Source organism: Rhizobium sp. PK7-22, assembly GCF_056530405.1.
In genome coordinates, this window is sequence record NZ_CP096513.1 from 844,815 (window position 1) to 863,669 (window position 18,855).

The 18,855-nt window shown below is 58.2% G+C and carries 15 protein-coding genes and 3 pseudogenes; 7 read left to right on the forward strand and 11 right to left on the reverse strand.

The features are described from left to right. The first annotated feature begins 53 nt into the window (after nucleotides 1–53). The 4 genes from M1E10_RS04275 (at nucleotide 54) to M1E10_RS04290 (ending at nucleotide 2,519) form a co-directional block, all read left to right on the forward strand. Nucleotides 54–425: a PRC-barrel domain-containing protein gene (locus tag M1E10_RS04275; protein ID WP_499172884.1), complete on the forward strand. Its 372-nt coding sequence runs from the start codon at nucleotides 54–56 to the stop codon at nucleotides 423–425. A gap of 508 nt (nucleotides 426–933) precedes the next feature. Beyond that, nucleotides 934–1,236, forward strand: a complete 303-nt coding sequence (locus M1E10_RS04280; protein WP_499172886.1) for a DUF982 domain-containing protein — start codon at nucleotides 934–936, stop codon at nucleotides 1,234–1,236. Between the two features lie 268 nt (nucleotides 1,237–1,504). Beyond that, the gene (locus tag M1E10_RS04285) at nucleotides 1,505–1,951 is read left to right on the forward strand and encodes a MerR family transcriptional regulator (protein WP_499172887.1); all 447 of its coding nucleotides are present in this window, start codon (nucleotides 1,505–1,507) and stop codon (nucleotides 1,949–1,951) included. Next, nucleotides 1,941–2,519: a PIN domain-containing protein gene (locus M1E10_RS04290; RefSeq protein WP_499172888.1), complete on the forward strand. Its 579-nt coding sequence runs from the start codon at nucleotides 1,941–1,943 to the stop codon at nucleotides 2,517–2,519. The genes M1E10_RS04285 and M1E10_RS04290 overlap by 11 nt, the downstream gene beginning before the upstream one ends. Before the next feature lie 569 nt (nucleotides 2,520–3,088). Here M1E10_RS04290 and M1E10_RS04295 read toward each other — a convergent pair. After that, nucleotides 3,089–4,129: an IS110 family RNA-guided transposase gene (locus M1E10_RS04295; RefSeq protein WP_499172889.1), complete on the reverse strand. Its 1,041-nt coding sequence runs from the start codon at nucleotides 4,127–4,129 to the stop codon at nucleotides 3,089–3,091. Nucleotides 4,130–4,440: 311 nt separating this feature from the next. On the opposite strand from M1E10_RS04295, the gene M1E10_RS04300 reads away from it, so the two are divergent. Then, the gene (locus M1E10_RS04300; RefSeq protein ID WP_499172832.1) at nucleotides 4,441–5,478 is read left to right on the forward strand and encodes an IS110 family RNA-guided transposase; all 1,038 of its coding nucleotides are present in this window, start codon (nucleotides 4,441–4,443) and stop codon (nucleotides 5,476–5,478) included. Nucleotides 5,479–5,743: 265 nt separating this feature from the next. On the opposite strand, the pseudogene M1E10_RS04305 reads toward M1E10_RS04300, so the two are convergent. The 10 genes and pseudogenes from M1E10_RS04305 to M1E10_RS04350 all read right to left on the reverse strand — a co-directional run. Continuing rightward, nucleotides 5,744–6,205 (reverse strand): annotated as a pseudogene (locus M1E10_RS04305) (transposase); the annotation flags it as partial. A gap of 55 nt (nucleotides 6,206–6,260) precedes the next feature. Next, a pseudogene (locus M1E10_RS04310) lies at nucleotides 6,261–7,583 on the reverse strand (ISL3 family transposase); the annotation flags it as partial. Between the two features lie 2,367 nt (nucleotides 7,584–9,950). After that, on the reverse strand, nucleotides 9,951–10,841 hold the full coding sequence (locus M1E10_RS04315) for a DMT family transporter (protein WP_499172890.1): 891 nt from the start codon (nucleotides 10,839–10,841) through the stop codon (nucleotides 9,951–9,953). A 76-nt stretch (nucleotides 10,842–10,917) separates the two neighbouring features. Beyond that, nucleotides 10,918–11,457 (reverse strand): GreA/GreB family elongation factor, encoded by a 540-nt coding sequence (locus tag M1E10_RS04320; RefSeq protein ID WP_499172891.1) that lies wholly within the window; start codon nucleotides 11,455–11,457, stop codon nucleotides 10,918–10,920. 147 nt (nucleotides 11,458–11,604) lie between these two features. Further along, nucleotides 11,605–12,054 carry a nucleoside diphosphate kinase regulator gene (rnk, locus tag M1E10_RS04325; RefSeq protein ID WP_499172893.1) on the reverse strand — a complete coding sequence of 150 codons (450 nt, stop codon included), beginning with the start codon at nucleotides 12,052–12,054 and terminating at the stop codon, nucleotides 11,605–11,607. Between the two features lie 272 nt (nucleotides 12,055–12,326). Beyond that, nucleotides 12,327–12,763: pseudogene (locus tag M1E10_RS04330) on the reverse strand (group III truncated hemoglobin). Nucleotides 12,764–12,857: 94 nt separating this feature from the next. Beyond that, on the reverse strand, nucleotides 12,858–14,219 hold the full coding sequence (gdhA, locus tag M1E10_RS04335; RefSeq protein ID WP_499172894.1) for a glutamate dehydrogenase: 1,362 nt from the start codon (nucleotides 14,217–14,219) through the stop codon (nucleotides 12,858–12,860). A gap of 234 nt (nucleotides 14,220–14,453) precedes the next feature. Beyond that, a protein-coding gene (locus tag M1E10_RS04340) for an IS5 family transposase (protein ID WP_499172895.1) occupies nucleotides 14,454–15,208 on the reverse strand; the annotation gives its coding sequence in 2 pieces (ribosomal slippage) (nucleotides 14,454–14,875 and nucleotides 14,875–15,208; 756 coding nt in all). A gap of 437 nt (nucleotides 15,209–15,645) precedes the next feature. Continuing rightward, nucleotides 15,646–15,954: a hypothetical protein gene (locus tag M1E10_RS04345; RefSeq protein WP_499172896.1), complete on the reverse strand. Its 309-nt coding sequence runs from the start codon at nucleotides 15,952–15,954 to the stop codon at nucleotides 15,646–15,648. A gap of 8 nt (nucleotides 15,955–15,962) precedes the next feature. Further along, nucleotides 15,963–16,664 carry a 5-formyltetrahydrofolate cyclo-ligase gene (locus M1E10_RS04350; RefSeq protein ID WP_499172897.1) on the reverse strand — a complete coding sequence of 234 codons (702 nt, stop codon included), beginning with the start codon at nucleotides 16,662–16,664 and terminating at the stop codon, nucleotides 15,963–15,965. Nucleotides 16,665–16,783: 119 nt separating this feature from the next. On the opposite strand from M1E10_RS04350, the gene M1E10_RS04355 reads away from it, so the two are divergent. Beyond that, on the forward strand, nucleotides 16,784–17,692 hold the full coding sequence (locus M1E10_RS04355) for a LysR family transcriptional regulator (RefSeq protein ID WP_499172898.1): 909 nt from the start codon (nucleotides 16,784–16,786) through the stop codon (nucleotides 17,690–17,692). Nucleotides 17,693–17,710: 18 nt separating this feature from the next. Beyond that, on the forward strand, nucleotides 17,711–18,835 hold the full coding sequence (locus M1E10_RS04360; protein ID WP_499172899.1) for an HPP family protein: 1,125 nt from the start codon (nucleotides 17,711–17,713) through the stop codon (nucleotides 18,833–18,835). Nucleotides 18,836–18,855 lie beyond the last annotated feature (20 nt).

The window sequence follows — 18,855 nt, forward strand, 5'->3', positions numbered from 1 at the left end:
GGCGTTCCCGAGCGCCGCCCAGAGCAGCCAAACCGGGCGACGAGATTGATGCCATGATGAGTATTGCAAAATCTCTCAGCATAGCCTTCGCATGCTATTCCATCGGTGCCACAAGCGTAGCGGGCCAAGATGTCGGGCTGGTGGATCTTGATGTTAAAGACGTTGCCAAAGGGTATCGCGCCGAGACCCTGAAGCTGAGGACCGTCACCAATGAGAAGGGCGAAGCGATCGGTAAGATCGAAGATTTCATCTTCAGCCGAGACGGCGGGCAAGTTTTTGTGGTTCTTTCTGTGGGAGATGTCGGAGCGTTGGTCGCTGTTCCGTTTGAAAAGCTCCAACTAGGCGAGACGTCCGGTAAGGTACTTCTTCCGGGTGCAAGTCGTGAAGCGCTGGCAAAGCTCCCCGTGTATTTATATGAGAAGTAGGGTTTGACATGCGGGCGGTCAGTGGAGCCACAACTTGCACGGGACGGCGAACCGGGCGTTGCGACGCGAAGGGGTTCCGCTGGTCCATCAAAACAACTCCCCTCTGGCTCTGCGCCTCGTCGAATGCTGGGCCTCGGAGGCGACGCCGGCGGAAGGGTTTTGGTCACTTGAAGGGATGAAAAAGATGAACTTCATAAACGACGCATGAGGCTGCTCCGGCGTCTTTCGCTGACAAAGCCGCTTCGAAGATCCTCGGGCCACGTTCTCCGCTTCGCTCAGAAAAGCAGGATTGCAAAAGTGAGCCAGACGCAGGATCCGGCTTGCCTTGTGGCCGCGATTTCTCTGCGAACGTGGCGCTGACCAGTTGACCATCCCTGAACAGGCGCCGCCCGTAAATATTCGAGCAAACCTCCTCTTGAATGGATCTTCAAGACACCACAGATCGGTACGTGGCGCTGACCCCAGCGCTTTCCTTGTTGATCACCAACCAAAATCAGTGAGGGTAAAAATGATCTCAACGCTGTTCGATCGACCGGTCTATCTGAAGGAGAAGAGGGACTTGGTTCGGGAGATAGCATCTTTGGAAGATGCAATTGATTATCTGGAGGATTGGCCTGAACGGGAGCGCGACATGCTCCACGATGTAACGTTGAAGACGTGCTACATGGCACATGACGGGCATAAGCCCTTGAGTGTGGCTCGGGACGCTATCCGTGCCTTCGGACAGAAGAAGGGCATCCTCGTCAAGCAGCCAGCCGTTCAGCCTTGGATGATCAAGACGCCAACTGGTGGTGGCCGAGTATCCCCTTAGATCATCAGCCGAGCAAGGGAGGCCGTGGAGGCGGCCTCTTCTTGTTTGAGGAATGGGTTGGCGTGCCATAGCTGCAGCCTGGTGAGTCCGCATCTCCGGTTTCCTCGGCCAAGGTCTTACTTTGTTCTGCAATCTGACGCCTTGATGGGAATCGAACCAGCGTTCCGAAGAACGGCCCCTCCATTCCCACCATTGCAACCAATCCGCACTTTCAGTTATTGCAGTTAGAGGCCTTGTTCGCTATATTGACGGCTAAGGAGATATCGTCATGGCCAGCCAGATTGTTCATTTCGCCAGACTGTCAGATCGCGACCGAAAAATAGCAACGCCCTTACCAAAGCTGGTTGCCGGCGACAGGCTGGAACTCCACGTTCGTGATGCAGGTGGCAAGGAGCGGACGCTCCCGATCCCGCCCTCGGCCGCCGCGGCTGTTGAAGCCCTTCTGGCGCACATGCTGCGGGGAGAGCGCGTTGCCGTGCTGGCCGAGGACCAGGAACTGAGCCCGAGCGAAATTTCAGCGATTCTCGGCATCTCCCGCCCGCTCGTCGTCTTGCGCATGGACCGGGGCGATCTGCCATTCCGCTACGTGGGCAAACACCGCCGCGCCCTCCTTAAGGATGTGCTCGCGTTGAAGTCGAATCTAGACAAACGACAGACGGCGATGGATGCGCTAGCCGAGGACACAGAGGACCTGCTCGAGACCTATGGCCTCTAATCCGCCCGTCGCGGTCTACGATGCCTGCGTCCTCTACCCCTTCCACCTGCGCAACATTCTGATCCAGTGCGCCTTCGACGGTCTCGTCGAGGCGCGCTGGACCGACGATATACATGATGAGTGGATGCGCAATCTCGCCGCCAACACTCCAGGTTTGTCCATCGACCGCCTTGAAGCCACGCGCGACCGGATGAACGCAGTCCTCCCAGAGGCAGTCGTGGCGGACTATCGCCCGTTGATGCACGAGCTCACGTTACCGGATCCCGACGATCGGCATGTTCTGGCAGCCGCCATTTCAGCGAAGGCCTCCGTTATCGTCACCTGGAACCTGAAGGACTTTCCCGCGAGAAACCTTCTCGCCCATGGTGTGACCAGCAAGTCGCCAGATGATTTCCTTACCGATCTCCATGCGGCGTTTCCGGAAGCGCTAATCTCCAGTGTCAGAAGTGCGAGGCATAATCTGCGCAAGACAATCCCATCGGTTGAGGCGTTCGTCGATGCGCTTCATCAAGGCGGGTTGAAGGAGTTTTCAGGCATGCTTCGCCGGAACATCACCGAACTGAAGTGAGCCGGCGTCAACCTATAGAAAATTCACGAGAACGTCCGACGACTTCTTTTGATTACCGGGTCGTCCTCGCCAGCTTTACGGATTCTTAACCGCCTGCCCCTAATTCCGCACGCCCTCGGTCTGAGGCCCCGAGAAAATATGGAATGACACATGCCAAACGAAGACCTTTCCAGACGCCATTTCCAGAAAAAGATCTCGACCTACTGCGATGTCCGCATTGTCCCCGTCGCACCGGATTGGGTGGTGGACAACCTCCGCCCCTATCTTCTGGCGTTGATCACATTTCGAAAGACACCCGCTCTCGCAAACAACGATCGTGTCCCGAAGCGTTCTCTAATCGCGGTTGTCAAGCTGGTCGCAGTGGGCATCGCAGGTCAGGCTCATGGTTCTCTTCGAGGTCGGCACTTTGACCGCCTCATCATGGCGTTGGATAGGCTCAGTCGACCAATGTGGTGTTCGCGGTTATCTGGACGAACCAGCACTCGCATTCGTAGGATCGGTCTCGACTGCGCCATCGTCCTGACCGGACGATCTCGCTGGTCTCAGCTAACCAGAATATTCGGTGTAGCTCATGCGACCTCGCTCGGGTCGTGCGATGACCAACGGAACGGCTCGCCGGAGACCCACATGGCATGAAGGATGACGGCGAGTTTTCGAGCCACGGCAACTTTAGCTTTGCGATAGCCGCCGCGCCGCGCGATGCGCAATCCCCAACTCTTCAAAGCGGAGAACTGCGGGATCCTTGTCAGGAGCGCGTTGGCAGCCTCAAATAGACTGCGTCGAAGAAAGTCGTCACCCCGCTTTGAGACCCGGCCGGATCTCATAGTCTCACCAGAGGCGTAGATGCGAGGTGTCAGCCCAAGATAGGCTCCGGCGCTGGATGATCGTTTGAATCGTGTCGGGTCATCAATGGTTGCGGCGAAGCCGAGCGCAGTGATTACACCGACACCAGGGACCGACATCAGCCGTCTGACGACGATGTTCTGCCGCGCTAGCGAGCGAACCTTCGCCTCGAGATGACGGATCTGCTCAAGGATGTTGGCACGTGCCCGCATCAGTGCTTCCACGACAGCCTGGATTGTCGGCGACGCATGGAGCTCGCCGTCGATGATTTCCTCGGCTCGCTTGGCGAACCCACCAACCCGTTTACCAAACAGGATACCAAAGGTGCGAAGGACACCTCTGATCTGGTTCTCCAGGTCACAGCGGGTTCGTACAAGTTGGCTACGAGTGGCAAGGAGCGCCCGAGCTTCGTGGCTTGCCGTTGACTTGACATGAACGCTCTTGCACCAACCCGTACGAACGATCTGCGCCAGGCCGATGGCGTCGTTGCGGTCCGTCTTGGCAGGCATCATCTTTAAGGCCGCATTGGCATGGCGAGCATCCATGCAGACGATGGGAACGCCGCGTTCCTTCAATCCATTCCATAGCCAGACCGACAGGGGACCGGTCTCAAGTCCTGCACGAGTTACTGCATACGGCTCCAGCGCCTCAGCAATGGCGTCCGGGCACGATGCTACCTTTCGTTCGGCAACAACAGTGCCCTCGTCATCAACGATGCAGACTGAGGTCGTTTGCTGGCTGACATCCAGTCCGGCATAATACTTCATGGCGGTTCTCCTCATAGCTTCGGCACACTGGCCACAGTTGACAAGGGACAGTGTGGAGAGCCGCCGCCTGGAAGGCTAGGCCCTGAGCGATTACGCTATGTGGTGTAGCTTCGGCGGTCGCCGTGCCTTCCGGACAGAGCCGGGATCGGATCAGCTTGCGGCTGGCAGGCTGATGAGAGGATCATCGCTCATCGTGGCGATGGTCTCAAGTGTCATGTAGCCGGATCGTTGGACCGCCCATTTGATGGTATGGACCGCTCCCTTTCCCTCAGCGAATATAGCGGTGTCTTTTAGCCAGAAGGAGCGTTTCCATGCCTGTTGTTACCGTTGGTCTCGACCTTGCAAAAACAGTCTTTCAAGCGCACGGCGTTGACGAGGCCGGTCAAACCGTTCTGCGCCGTCGCCTTGGACGAAGTGAATTGGTCGCGTATTTTGCCAAGCTGCCTCCTTGCCTGATCGCGATGGAAGCATGCTCCAGCGCCCATCACTGGGCTCGCGAGCTGGTTATTCTTGGACATGACGTTCGGCTCATTCCGCCGCAATACGTCAAACCCTATGTCAAACGGAATAAGACCGACGCGGCAGACGCAGAGGCGATATGTGAAGCGGCGGGTCGGCCAAGCATGCGTTTTGTTCCAATCAAGACCCGAGATCAGCAGGCGGTGCTTGTTCTGCACCGGTCTCGTTCATTGCTGGTTCGGCAACGAACAGCATCGATAAACGCGGCGCGGGGACTGGTTGGTGAGTTTGGGCTGATCGCATCAAAAGGCCGCTACCGCATATCAGAGTTGCGGCAGCGCATGAACGCAATGACGTCAGACCAAATACCAGCAATCGCCTGCCAAGCGATCAATACCCTATTTGATCATATCGATGTACTCGAAGAACAGATCGCTGCTGTCGAACGACAGATTGTCGAGTGGCATAGGAACAACGAAGATAGCCTTCGGCTGGCGACCGCACCAGGCGTGGGCCCGATCACTGCAAGCGCTATCGTCGCAGCTGTGGGAGACGGCCGTCAGTTCCAATCAGCACGACACTTTGCGGCCTGGCTCGGGCTGACTCCCAGGATGCATGCCAGCGGCAAGAAGGAGCGTATTGGCAGGATCAGCAAGGGAGGGGACAGATATCTGCGGGCGCTTCTTATCCATGGCGCGAGAGCGATTGTCGGAACGCTGTTCCGAAAAAACGTGACGCCTCGTCCATGGTTGCTTGCGCTCGCGGCACGCAGGCCGACCAACGTCACCGCTGTCGCCGTCGCGCACAAAACGGCACGCGCCTTGTGGGCAATGCTGACGCGTGAAGAGAAGTACCGCAAACCAATTGCTGCGGCACCGTCTGCAGCATAACAGCTCCAGCACTGTTCCTATGATCAGTGCTGGCTTGCGAGGGTAAGCGAATGTGATGGCAAACCGGTATGATCCGGGTTCGGCAAAGGCCCATGAAACGATGCGAGCCATATGAGCTCGTCCATTTGTCTGGCCGCCGATCCGCGAATACCATCAAGGCCAGCGGCCTAGCGGCTCGCACAGACAGGCCGGATACACGACCGCAAGCACCGTGTCTGCCGTGACGTTCAAATTACTCCTTGCAAACCGGGAGCGGTCCATACACGTCGTTTTGTTCGAGGAGCAAGGCACCGACCAGTCTGACGATGGCGTCATCGTTGGGAAAGATGCCGACTACCTCCGTTCGCCGTTTGATCTCGCCGTTGAGGCGCTCGATCGGGTTTGTGGAATGTAGCTTGGCCCAGTGCGGCTTGGGAAAGGTCATGTAGGCGAGCACGTCCTGCTCGGCGCTGTCCATGAGCGTGGCGAGTTTCGGCACCTTAGGCCTGATCTGATCGGCGACATTGCGCCATTGACTGCTTGCCGCCTCCGGTGTGTCCTGAGCAAAAGCCGTGGCGATAAAGGCGGAGACGACACGGCGTCCGCTTTTTCCGGCATGAGCCAGAGCGTTGCGCATGAAGTGGACTCTGCAGCGCTGCCAGGTGGCGGCAAGAACCTTGGATACAGCCGCCTTGATGCCTTCATGGGCATCGGAAACAGCCAGCTTGACGCCGCGCAGGCCTCTTCTTGTCTGTGTTTCGGCGTGCAAAATTGGCTCTGACGCACTTTTGCTGGCGTCAGACTTACGAAGCACCGATCAATCGGGCCTGCAGCAGATCGAGTTTGGCTCGCCCATACATTTGGCGTTTGATAAGCTTCAATCGCGTGATCTGACCTTCCGTTTGTCCGTTCGACCAAGGTGATATGATTGCGTTTCTCACGGCATTGAGGTCTTTCGCAACACCACCGGCGAACGATCCGACCAGGCTGTCCTTTGCAACTTCAAGCCATTCATCGAGCTTTCGCGCCGTCCTCAAGCGGATCATCGATTGGAAGTCGCCAATGGCCGTACGGGCGACTATCAGTTCCGGAACGTTCACTTCGATAGCTGCAACGAGGATCGCTTCAGGTTTCGTCAAGTCATCGCGTAAGGTTGTCATCAGCCGGGCGATGACCCGCGAGGATGGCGTTCGCACAAGCCCGCTCTGGTTGGCCTTCTCCGCAAGGCGTCGCCTCTGGGCCCATTGCGAGACGACCCCACTCTGTCCCGGAAAGCCCTTCGCTTTCATCTCCCGCCAGAGCGCCAATGCATTCCGCACGCCTTCATCCCAGCGGCTGTTGAGCCACGGCAGCCAGCTATCCAGAGAACTGGGCCGTGTCCGGAAGACATCGAGGCGCTGACCCCTCAAAACGTCGCGGACAATCTTCCGGCTATGGCCGGTTTGCCGGACGATTTGTCGAATCGACGTTCCCTTCTTCGACAGTTCCCGGATCGCCTCGTTCGTCTCCTGGCGGCGCAGATATCCCTCGTACTGCAGTTTCTCAGCATAGGTCAAAAGCTTGGGATCAACGACATTGCTGCCGACCGCCTGCCTGATCTGGCGCATCGACTTGCCGACGGCATCGAGAAAGGCCCGGCTGGAATTCTCCATCAAATGCCAACGATCAGCGACCTGCTCAGCATCAGGCAAAGCCTTCGCGATGGCCTCACCATAGCCACCGCCTCGATCGCGAGCGACGATTGATATCGACGGATGCTTGGCAAGCCAGGTCCGAGACGTATCCAGCGCACGATCCGGTAACAGGGTGACAGGCCTCCGCCGCTCCAGATCGCAAACGATCGTTCCGTAGGTTTGGCCGCGCCTGAAGGCAAAATCATCAATGCCTATGACGGTGAGTTCATTGTTCTGGTGAGCAGTGCGGCGGCGCACCACCCGCAGCAGCGTGTCGTTGCTCACTGGAACCATCAGACGAGTGGCGAAGGCCGCAGCGGGTCTGCCGCCGAGCGCCAAGCCGAGGTGGTGGACAATTGTCTCGAGCCTCTGGGTGCGCCGACCGTAACGAGCCAACACGCTACCATCGAACTGTTCGCTGAAGATGCGCCGTCCGCACAGAACGGCATCGCACCAAAGAACCTTCACTTCGTCTACGGCAAAGCCGGGCGGAGCGAGGCTCGTGCGCTGAAATCGATGTTGCATTGCTGATCCTCCGGTGAATCAGCAAAAGCGTCGCCCGCAACAGCAGCAAATGTGAGTCAGAGCCAATATTGGACGCCGATATGGGGTCAACTTTGCGCGCCGATTGACACTCCGCCTGGCACGCATGCTCCGCGCCGATCCGGCAACGATACGCCACACCACCTTCACAAATGTGGCGGAGTCGTCTCGGTGCCTGATTGCAAAGGGGGCGATACAGTCATGCTCAGCCTGTCGTCCCCCAGAGACGAAACCGAGGCTAGTTCTACGAAGTCAGCTTCTCGGCTGGCGTATCACCTGCACCCTTTGCGGTGCGTCGCTCGCTTACCTCGCCGCGCCTGGCCGCCGCTCTGCCTTCGGCAGCTACCATGCTATTGCTCTTGCGGGAGAGAGGCTGCTTCACAATGAGGCCGAACGCGGAGTCCGAACCTGGGCATCGTCAGCCAAGATCGCACAACTTCTGCTGATGCGACGAGGGACGAAACACAGCCTCGAAGACTATCAGCCCTGGCGCTACAGGGTGCTCGGCGCACTCATTCCAGATCTCGATGATGCTGTTGAACGGCAGAGCCTACAGTCGTCTGCAATCCCAATTCTGTCACTGCATCTTCGGCCGGCTCTGCTGGCCGGAGTAGCAATCGTTGAACGTTCCGGGCCCGAGATGCTTGAGTTGCTATGCGGGCAAATGATGGGGGAGAACAAAGCGCGCTTTAGGAGTGCCATCGAAGAGATCATAAGCAGCAGTACCTGCCGATCAACCGCGTCATCGCAAATGCAGTTGATTTGAGAATCTTCCTGGCACGATGCTCAAATTAACTGCCAAGCTGGATCAAAGCGACCGCATTCTCACGGTTAGGTGCCAAGCGACACATGCCGCAACGAGATAGAGTGTCAGGCCAACGAGCTAGTCGACAGACTAATGATTCCACGATTTCTTTCAGGCATTTGATCCAGCCTTTCATGGTCACAGCCTTTGCCTTTGAGTAGCCGAGTGCTACGTCCATCAGCGCTACTTACCTCGCCGGATAGCCGCTCCCCGATACCGCCAGTCCGCTCAAATCTCAACTGTTGCCATCTGTACCGACTGTTCCATGTTCTGACCCGCTAGCAAGAACGCATCGGCCATCTGTCAAGATGAAGCCCCGGTCACAAGCCCAGCTATGTCCCGCGTAGCCAAGATGGGAGTTGTCAGGCAGGATCAACCTCTGACACTGCTCACCTGACCGCCTGTAACCTCGGATGCATTCCCATACCTGCCCTCCAGGTTTCAGGAAAGCATTTCTTGGCAGCCGGATTCTTTCGCAGGTTTCGCCAGATCGCTGAAAACCCCTGCGGCACTGCCAGCCGCGCCCGCGCGTGGCTTCGACCAAATAGGCATTTTCGGGCAGCACAACCTTCTGGCAGGCCTCTCCTGCCCGCCTGAACCCGTATTTGCATCGCCAACCGGAGCCGTAAGTGGCAAAGGTTGGGAAAGCGTCATCAGGAACCACAACAGCGGCGCATGCGTTGCCGCGCGATCGAAACCCCCCTTCGCAAGACCATCCACTAGCCGCGGTGCGATCGAGAAATCCGTTAGTCGGGACCATGACCAACTCGCATCTATTGCCGTTCTGCCGAAAGCCGCGCCTGCAGTCCCAACCCGATCCCGAGGCATCAAGGTACCCGTGAGCGGGCACGGCAAGTTTTTCGCACTGATGATCAACCCGGTGGTACCCGCGGTCGCAGTCCCAACCGTCGCGGTACTGTCTTGCATGCGAGTTTTCAGGTTGCTGTAAGGTCTGAGCTCCGGAAGCTCCCGGAACAAGGACACCAAGTCCGAAGAGGAGGAAGGCCAGCGAAACGCGCTTGCCTGCTTTCGTCCACATCATGCTTGTCCTTCTCTTCAAATCATCTTGGGCTCCCACGATGATCCTCCTTTCATTCGGAGGAGACGCAGTCGCGCAACATGCCGGTGAACATAGCACCAGGCGCACGATCCGCACGCTGCCGTCTCGGCATACTGTGCTGCGCTCGCCAGCGGCCGGACGGAGACGCTTCACAGGCAGCGGACGAGCACCTTCTCGCCGCCTCTTGCAACTTGAACCTCGCTAGTAGGTGGGTCCAGGCACGCCCCGTCCAGCGGCTGCTTCAGCTGTCGAACAATGCTCCACCGGCGTTAACGAAAGGTTGGCACAAGCCGGAGGCCAAACATTTTGTAGATCGCGGGGCGCTCGCCGAAGGCCGTGCCTGCATCGATGAGAACGTCGGCTGCTCACAGTTTCGACCGTAATGCAGCGCGCCACCCGATCCTCAGGCACCTTACGTTATCGCCAACCGGCGCTCCGTCATCACCGCCTGATAATTGGAAAACAGAATTATCCCGCCGCCGAGGAAAACCCACAGATCGATGGCTTCGGCGTAGGCGTAGTAGCCGACGATCGCGGCCATCGGCACGCGCAGGAAGTCAATCGGCATGACGACGGAGGCGTCGAGACGTTTGAGTGCCTGCGCCTGGCAGTAATGGGCGGCGAGCGCACCGAGGCCGGCGAGCAGCATCCACGGGACATCCGTGAGATGGACGGCGCGCCAGTCGGTGAGCGAGGCCAGGAAACCGAGCGGCAGTTGGATGAGGATCATCCAGACGACAATGGCGCCTGGCGAAACCTGACGCGTCAGTTGTTTGACGAAGATCAGCGACAGACCGTAACCGGCAGCGGCGATCAGCACCAGCCCAGCGGCCGGATCGACCATACCGATGCCGGGGCGGACGATGACGAGGACACCGATGAAGCCGGCGACAGTGGCCATCAGCCGCGCCGTCGTCAGTCTTTCTTTGAGGAACAGAAACGCGAAAAATGCGACCCAGATCGGCATCGTGAATTCGAGCGCAAAGACGGAGGCGAGCGGCAGCAGGACAACCCCGATCGTCCACAGATACTGGGCAAAGAAATGCACGATATTGCGCATGAAATGCAGCCGGATCAGCTTTCCGTTGCGAAGCTCCGGGAGGAGGGCGCGGCCAAACAGCAAGATGACAAAGAGCCCCACGAGTGCGCGGAAGAACAGCACCTGCTGGATGGACAGCGTCGCCGCCAGTTCGCGTGAGCCAACCGACATGCCGATGAAGGATACCATGCTGAGCCCCATCCAGAAGAGGCCATGAGCGAACGCTGTGCGACGCACGTCCGGCGCAGGGAAGTTATTTGACATGCTCGATTGTCTTTCTTTTCTGGCGCAGTCGCGCGCCCTGTGCCGGGCACGCAACTTCCTATGTTGACCGGGCGGCTCAGGCAGCCGAGGGACCCGGATCGTCATGCCCATCCGACGAGACGGGGATCGGACCGTGCGCCTGGCTGATCCCGCCAGGCACGATGCGCAGCATGGGCTTATGCTTTAGGGGGACGGTTTGCCGGCCGAAAGCTTGGCGTTCGCGCCGCGACGCCTCCGGCTGGTATTCCACCTTGTGGAGCAGGATGCGCTCCTCGACGCCGTCGACGTTGGTCCAGACAATCTCCTGTCCTTCGCCAAGACCGAGAAGAGCCAGACCACGCACGGTCGTGATGGGGAGCACCATGCCGACCGAAGCGGCCAGCTGACCGGTTGAAAGCACTCGGGTGTCGCTTTCACCGCCGTTGACGCTGAAAGCGACCCGGCTGTTGATACTGGCAATCTCACGCGGGAGATCGTCCCGGAACACGACGATGGCCCTGTCGATCTTGCGGCGGATGAGCGGCACAAGCAGGTCGTAACGACCGAACGGATTGTCGCCCATCGCCTCGAGAATAGTAAAATCCTTTGTCGAAAGGATGAAGTTGTCGTTAGACATATCGCAGTTCTCCTTCGCTCCGATGCGGGAGCATGCACATGAACATGACCGGGAGATCCCCTGCCCGCGCGAGGCGGTGCAGGGGCAATTATCCTGCGATAAGGCAGCCTCCATATAGCGAAAGCCGGCAAGGCAGCGGACAAGCCATCATGATGCAGCCCGAAATTCCGCGCCGGCCGGCAAGGATGCAGAGCTTGCGGGCGCCTCAACGCTTTCTACGGTGAGGCGATGGGCGCGCCCGTCTCGGGCGATCCAGTCGATCGACTGCCCGGTAGAAAGGCCGATCAGCGCTGCGCCAATGGGAGTGAGGATCGAAACCTTGCCGGCGGCAATATCGGCCTCGCCGGGAAAGACGAGGGTTACGGTGCGGTCTTCACCGAGATCGCTGGTAAAACGGAGGGTGGAGCCCATTCGGACCACGCCGACCCCAATCTTGCCATCCTGAACAATACGGGCTCGGTCGAGCTCTGCCAGGAGTTCTTCAGAGACTGCCGGATTCCGCGCAGCATGCGCCTCCGCAAGCCGCGCGAGACGCTCGTGGTCGGATTGAGTGACCGTGATGGCCGGCTTGCGATGAGATATCTTTTCGGGAGCCATTGCTGGTGTCCTCGCTGAGCGCGGCTGCGTCATAGCAACTGCGGTGTCGGATGTGATGTGAGATGAGATGACTGTCGCTTCTGTGCCTGCTTCAACCACACTGCGGAAAGCAAGCCTGCCCCGCGACCAGGGCGCGACGCGACCTGGCCGGGGTCATATGCCTGCGATAAGGCATGCCCGCTTAGAATTGTTATGGCGCTTGGTCAACATAGATTGAACATGGCCTCGATAGGCGGCGAAGTCAAGCAAGGCAGGCTGCGGCCAATTTGGCGTTAGCTGCCGCGCAAGAGCGGATCGTCAAGCGCAGGGTTGTAGAACAGCGAGAGCATCAGGCTTTTGGCGATGCGCTCGGCGGTTGCCATGAACCTGGTCTTGGTTTCCGGCCGCGAGCAATGGCGTCGAGGGCTTCGGAAGCCAGCGCCAGCCATTGATGAAAGAGGTCCGCCGTCATCTGGACAATGCCGAGGTGCGCCTGGAACGGCTAGGCGCCGGAGGACCAGAAGGCGGTCATCTTTCCATGTTCTGCGGCCAGCGCCCGGCAGCCGTGCGTCAAACAGAAACCGAGTTCGGCGCGTGCGCGCACGCGCTGATAAAGTGCTTTGGCGAGGCGTGCTATGAAAGCCTCGACGCCGATCGCCCTCATCTCAGCGCTCGCATGTTCGTGGATGGTGGCGGAGTGTGCTGCTCTGGCGGTGAGATCGGAATGCATGGCGTCGGCCCTGTTAGATCCGCCCAAGAAATAATGGAGGTTCGCAAGCGCACTGGCTAATCTCTCGGCGGCTCAGATCATTCTTGCGGATTCATCAAATCACGCCGAGTGCATCCATAGCCTGAGCAACGCGAACGAAGCCTGCGATGTTCGCCCCGAGCACATAATCACCGGGCGCGCCGTATTCCTCAGCTGTCCCGGCGCACGTGTCGTGAATGTTGCGCATGATGTTGGCAAGCCGCGCCTCGGTTTGCTCGAATGTCCAACTGTCGCGGGACGCATTCTGCTGCATCTCAAGAGCAGAGGTCGCCACACCGCCGGCGTTGGCGGCCTTGCCTGGCGCAAAGAGGACGCCGGCCTCCTGGAAGAGGCGGATCGCGTCAGGCGTGGAGGGCATGTTCGCACCCTCGCCGACGGCGATTACGCCGTTCTCGACGAGCGTCTTGGCATCCTTGCCAGTCAGCTCATTCTGGGTAGCCGATGGCATAGCCACGTCACATGCGACATCCCAAATCGATCCTGCGTCCGCATTGACAAAGTAAACACCCTTACCCTCCCCCTTGGCGCGGAGGTAGTCGGAAATACGGGCGCGACGAACTTCCTTGATCTCCTTGAGGAGCTTCAGGTCGATACCATTCTCGTCCACGACGTACCCGGAACTGTCGGACACTGCCAGGACCTTGCCGCCGAAGGACTGCACCTTTTCAATTGTGTAGACCGCGACATTGCCTGAGCCTGAAACGACGACCCGCTTGCCGTCGAAGCTCTGCCCCTTCGTCGCCAGCATGGACTGAACGAAATAGGTGTTGCCGTAGCCTGTCGCTTCGGTTCGGGCGCGTGAGCCGCCGTAGAACAGCGCCTTCCCTGTCAGGACGCCCGCCTCATATCGGTTGGTCAGCCGCTTGTACTGGCCAAACATGTATCCGATTTCCCGCCCGCCCACGCCGATGTCGCCGGCCGGGACGTCGGTATATTCCCCAATATGACGATGAAGTTCCGTCATAAAGGATTGGCAGAAGCGCATGATTTCACCATCGGTGCGGCCTCGCGGGTTGAAGTCAGAGCCACCCTTACCGCCGCCGATCGGCAGACCGGTCAAAGCATTCTTGAAGGTCTGCTCGAAGCCGAGAAATTTGATGATACCGACATTGACGGACGGATGAAACCGAATGCCGCCCTTATATGGGCCAAGCGCCGAGTTGAACTGCACCCGGAAGCCGCGGTTGATCTGGACCTGCCCCTGGTCATCGACCCATGGGACCCGGAAAATGATCTGCCGTTCCGGCTCGCAGATACGTTCGATGAGAGCGTTCTCAAGGTAGCGAGGATGCTTGGCTATGACGCGCCCCAGGCTCTCCAGTACCTCTCGCACGGCCTGGTGGAACTCCTGCTCACCCGCATTTCGCCTCAGGACCTCCTGAAGGATCGGCTCGAGCTTTTCATCGACGTTGACCATTACTTGCACCACCTCTTGCCGCCATCTGATCCCAACGCGCAGGACGACGACGAATTAAGTTCTGGCTTCTCGATACCTACAGGAAGAATCGATCCGCTCAACTTCCTGCCCCATACAATGCATCTGATCGTTACGAAACCACAAAGAAGACCGCTCGTTCTTGTTCCCTCTGCAGTACCTCTGTTGCGACGACCTGTTACGTGAATTGGCTAGCCTAGGCTCAGGACTCATTGATCACAGCCAGAAGATTACGGTTGCAGTGATGCATATTGCCGAGAAGAAGGTGTGGGCGCATCGGTCGTAGCGTGTTGCGATGCGCCTCCAATCCTTAAGCTTTGCGAACAAGTTCTCGACCTTGTGGCGCTGTCGGTAGAGCGTCTTGTCGTAGGGATATGGCACCTTACGGCTGCGGCTGGACGGGATGCAGGGCTCACTCCCCTTCTGTTGCAATGCCTCCCTGAATTTCGTGCTGTCATAGCCTCGATCGCCAATCAGCGTTTTAGCTGACGGCAAGGCATCCAGCACGAGGCCTGCACCTTTGTGGTCACTCATCTGCCCCTCGCTCAAGAGCATGATGATGGGACGGCCGTCACCGTCGCAGACGGTGTGAAGCTTTGAGTTTAATCCGCCTTTGGTGCGCCCGATGCGGCGGGGAACAGCCCCTTTTTTAGCAGACTGGCTGCTGTCCGGTGGGCTTTCAGATGGGCGGCATCAATCATGATACGGTCGGGCCTGGGTCCTTCGCTGGCCAAGGCCGCGAAGATGCGATCGAAGACGCCGAGCCTGCTCCAGCGGATGAAGCGGTTGTAAAGCGTCTTGTGCGGACCGTATTCCCTGTGCGCATCCTTCCATTGCAGGCCATGCTTGATAACGTAAACGATGCCACTGACGACGCGCCGATCATCAACGCGTGGGACGCCGTGTGTCAAAGGGAAATACGGCTTAATCCGCGCCATCTGGCGCTCGCTCAATAGAAACAAATCAGTCATCACGGCCTCCTTCTGGAGACCGTGAATCACATCTCAAGCCAAATTAATAGGTCCTGAGCCTAGATGTACCGTGCCGCAGGTTGCCGCGGCAGATGCCTTCGTTACATCGAAATTCCAGGCAACGTGCCCTGCGCCACCACCAGCAGCCGCTCACCCATCGATCTCGGTTCAGGTGAACAACTAGCCAAATTCCATTCCGCGTGGTAGATATCCCCTAGCAGCCCTCGCAGATTGGGATGCCTGCGTCGCTAACCTGTCGTTCGCTCAGAAACCCATGATTCCTATAGTGCCAGCGACCACATTCGATCTGCTTGTGGCGCCAGACAAGCTCGAGCCAGAAAATTCCTTCACCAGCGACAAGAACGGGATGCCACGCGAACCAAGGGTTCCACCGGTCCGGCAGGTCTGGAAGGTACAACATGATCTGCTCCGATCATCTAGACTTGCTGATAAAACAGGGCGGTTGCCGCGATTGAAAGCGCCAAACTCTTCTTCACGTGAGACTCGCACAGGGCTGCGGCTAGGCAGCCCGTGGTGGTGATCAGGGTACCGATCAAAGGGCCATGTTGCCTATAGGCTGTCGACAGTGCGGTGAGAGCAACGGAGGTCGCAACAGTAGCAACAGCGAGAGGCGGCGGCTCCATCTTCAGGCGCGGATCGAAGATCGCAACGAAGTGAGCCCAGGTGAGGCCAATTGCGGTGACAAGCAGCAGCGGTTGAATCAGAGATATCATCCAGACGTCCACGGCCTGCCTCACACCTCAAGGAACCGGGAGACGAAACTGCGTGACTTCTCTCTCACACAGCTGCTCTTGTCGGATATGATGACATCCATCGGAATGTCGTGTGCCTGAGGGTAGATCGTGTCCATCTTCTGAAACTCAAACCCAACACCTATGACAAGAGTCCTGGAGTCAAGCGCTGCAAGAGTGCGGTCAAAGTAGCCGCCGCCAAAGCCAAGCCTGTAGCCGTTGCCATCGAAACCCACGACAGGAGCGATTATAATCTCCGGCCGTCGTTCTTCGATGCGTACCGGAACCGGGATGTTGAAGAGGCCAGGCTCTAGCGGATCGCCTTTCAGCCAGTGGCGGAAGACCAACGGATACCCTTTCTTGAGGACTACAGGCAAGAGAGGGATCGCTCCCCCAGCCTGCAGCAGCGACATCCATTCGCGCAGATCAGGCTCACCCATGATTGGCCAAAACGAACTGACCGTCTTCTGCAAGGGGCGAGGCAGCAGAGCGTCCAGTCTACGACAGATCGCTTGTGTTCGCTGCGCCCGCTCCGCCAGTGGCCACTGCGCCCTCATTTCGATCAGTCGACGCCGCTCCACCCGCCGCCATGCGACGATATCGACGGGGACCGGATCGACCCCCATGTAGACTGGATCCACCTCGTGCATCAGACACGCAGGCGAAGCATACTCTGGATGGGGATCCTCGGGACGGTCGGACATAGAGAAAACCAATCCTTCTAGAGTACCCTTTTTCGAACGGGAGCCTTCATCAGGCCCTTGCTCGATTCATGCATTCGGAGAATAATAACCGATCTTAATTCCTGAATCGAGAGCAATAATTGCAACTGACATCACTCGACATCTTCCTAGCGGTTGCGGAACAGACGAGCGTCACGCGTGGCGCCCGTCAGCTCGGACGCGCCTCCTCCAACGTCACGACGCGAATCCAACAACTGGAAGAAGAGCTTGGAGTGCTTCTGTTCAGTCGTGAGGGGAAGAAAATGACACTGACGCGCGAGGGGCACCTGTTCTTGTCGTACGCCAAGCGCATTGCCGCGCTCGCTGCCGAAGCACGGCTGGCAGTAAAGCCGTCTGCAGGCGCAGGCGTCTTGAGGATTGGCACGATGGAAAGCACGGCTGCCAGCCGATTGCCTCCCGTTCTCAGACAGTTCGCCGATACATACCCGTCGGCCTATCTGCCGCTGACCATTGCAGCGACTCGAGAGCTAATCGACGGGGTGTTGTCGCAGGATCTGGACTGCGCCTTCATCGCGAGACCACCCATGGAAATGCAGCCGGATTGGCAAAAAAACGTCGACTTGAGCGGCCTTCGCGCAATTCCGGTCTATGAGGAGCGCCTTCTTCTTATTATGCCCGCGAACCATCCGGCCCTTGGTGGGCCGGATGAAGTTCAGTTTGACGTCTTGGCGGCGCTGGAGCCGGGCTGCACCTATCGCATCGTTGCGGAGAAGTGGCTTAGGCGAGCACGGTACGTGCAAACGCTTGAGATGACATCCTATCATTCGATTCTTGCCACCGTTCTAAGTGGCAACGCAGTGGGCGTCGTTCCAGAAAGCGTCTTGAACATGTTGAACTGGGCTTCCGACGTTACAAAACATGAGATCGCTCGTATCGAGACCGTCCTCGTAAGCAGGCCCGAACAACCCAGCGAGTTGTACGGGATGTTTGAACAGGTTGTTGTCTCGCAATCCTCAATCGGTCCGTCAGCACCCGTTCTTCCCCACTAGTTCCAGGTCTCTCCGCTGATGTCATTTTTCAAGTCACAGAAGAACCGAACGCGCTATCACCGTCGGATATTTCAACCAATCCTTTTGGGCGCGACGCTAAAGGATCGGCTTCTTGGCTGCCTCGGCGCCCTCACTGCGATTGCGCTAACAGGTTTGCTTTCGGGCTGGTTGTTCGGCGACAGTCCCAACCATCTGCCTTTGCTTGTTGCCCCGATGGGCGCTTCTGCAGTGTTACTTTTCGCAGTTCCTTCCAGCCCATTGGCCCAGCCGTGGCCGATCGTCGGAGGAAACACCATTTCGGCTTTGATCGGAGTGATTTCAGGCATGCTGATCGACGACCCAGTCATGGCAACGGGCGTCGGCGTCTCTCTGGCTATTGCCGCCATGTCGTTTACCCGTTGCCTTCATCCCCCAGGAGGTGCGGCGGCGTTGACTGCCGTTATCGGCGGATCGGCTGTCGCCAAGTGGGGACTTCTCTTTCCGTTCGTTCCAGTCGCCCTAAACTCGTGTATCCTCGTTGCATTGGGGATCCTCTTCCACAAGCTTTCTCGTCACAACTATCCGCACCTTGCCGCGCCTGTCGTGAATGTTCATCAAACCAGGGACGCGCCTTCGGATCAACGCCTGGGATTCGATGAGACGGATATCGATGCTGCCTTAAACAAGCTGAACGAGGCATTCGACATCGACCGCGAGGACCTCAGCAGATTGCTTCGGCAGGTGGAACTCGAGGCCACGGCACGATCGAACGATCACATCCGCTGCGAAGACATTATGTCGAGAGACGTTATTTCAGTCAGAATAGATCGCACCGCTGATCAGGCCCGTTGGCTGCTGCTCAAGCACAATGTCCGAACACTGCCTGTAGTCGGCGCAGATGGGCGACTGGCGGGAACAGTTGGCCTACGGGAGATTGCGACCAGGAACGGCACATTGGCAGAAATCGTCATGCCCGCTATCACGGCCTCCCCAGCAGATCCTGCTCTCGGCCTGGCCTCCGCACTGACTGATGGTCAGCGCCATGCAGTCATCGTTGTAGATGAACTGGAACACGTAGTCGGTCTCATTTCGCAGACTGATCTCCTCGCCGCAACGCTAAAGCAACTTCCTGTTCGCCAGTCGAGTGGCGAGAGGGCGGCCTAGCACGCATCACCGGGCCCTAC

Bases quoted from the DNA above. Each gene is read 5' to 3' on its own strand.
- M1E10_RS04275 (WP_499172884.1), top strand. From the start codon at position 54: ATGATGAGTATTGCAAAATCTCTCAGCATAGCCTTCGCATGCTATTCC.
- M1E10_RS04280 (WP_499172886.1), top strand. From the start codon at position 934: ATGATCTCAACGCTGTTCGATCGACCGGTCTATCTGAAGGAGAAGAGG.
- M1E10_RS04285 (WP_499172887.1), top strand. From the start codon at position 1,505: ATGGCCAGCCAGATTGTTCATTTCGCCAGACTGTCAGATCGCGACCGA.
- M1E10_RS04290 (WP_499172888.1), top strand. From the start codon at position 1,941: ATGGCCTCTAATCCGCCCGTCGCGGTCTACGATGCCTGCGTCCTCTAC.
- M1E10_RS04295 (WP_499172889.1), bottom strand. From the start codon at position 4,129: ATGAAGTATTATGCCGGACTGGATGTCAGCCAGCAAACGACCTCAGTC.
- M1E10_RS04300 (WP_499172832.1), top strand. From the start codon at position 4,441: ATGCCTGTTGTTACCGTTGGTCTCGACCTTGCAAAAACAGTCTTTCAA.
- M1E10_RS04315 (WP_499172890.1), bottom strand. From the start codon at position 10,841: ATGTCAAATAACTTCCCTGCGCCGGACGTGCGTCGCACAGCGTTCGCT.
- M1E10_RS04320 (WP_499172891.1), bottom strand. From the start codon at position 11,457: ATGTCTAACGACAACTTCATCCTTTCGACAAAGGATTTTACTATTCTC.
- rnk (WP_499172893.1), bottom strand. From the start codon at position 12,054: ATGGCTCCCGAAAAGATATCTCATCGCAAGCCGGCCATCACGGTCACT.
- gdhA (WP_499172894.1), bottom strand. From the start codon at position 14,219: ATGGTCAACGTCGATGAAAAGCTCGAGCCGATCCTTCAGGAGGTCCTG.
- M1E10_RS04350 (WP_499172897.1), bottom strand. From the start codon at position 16,664: ATGTCCGACCGTCCCGAGGATCCCCATCCAGAGTATGCTTCGCCTGCG.
- M1E10_RS04360 (WP_499172899.1), top strand. From the start codon at position 17,711: ATGTCATTTTTCAAGTCACAGAAGAACCGAACGCGCTATCACCGTCGG.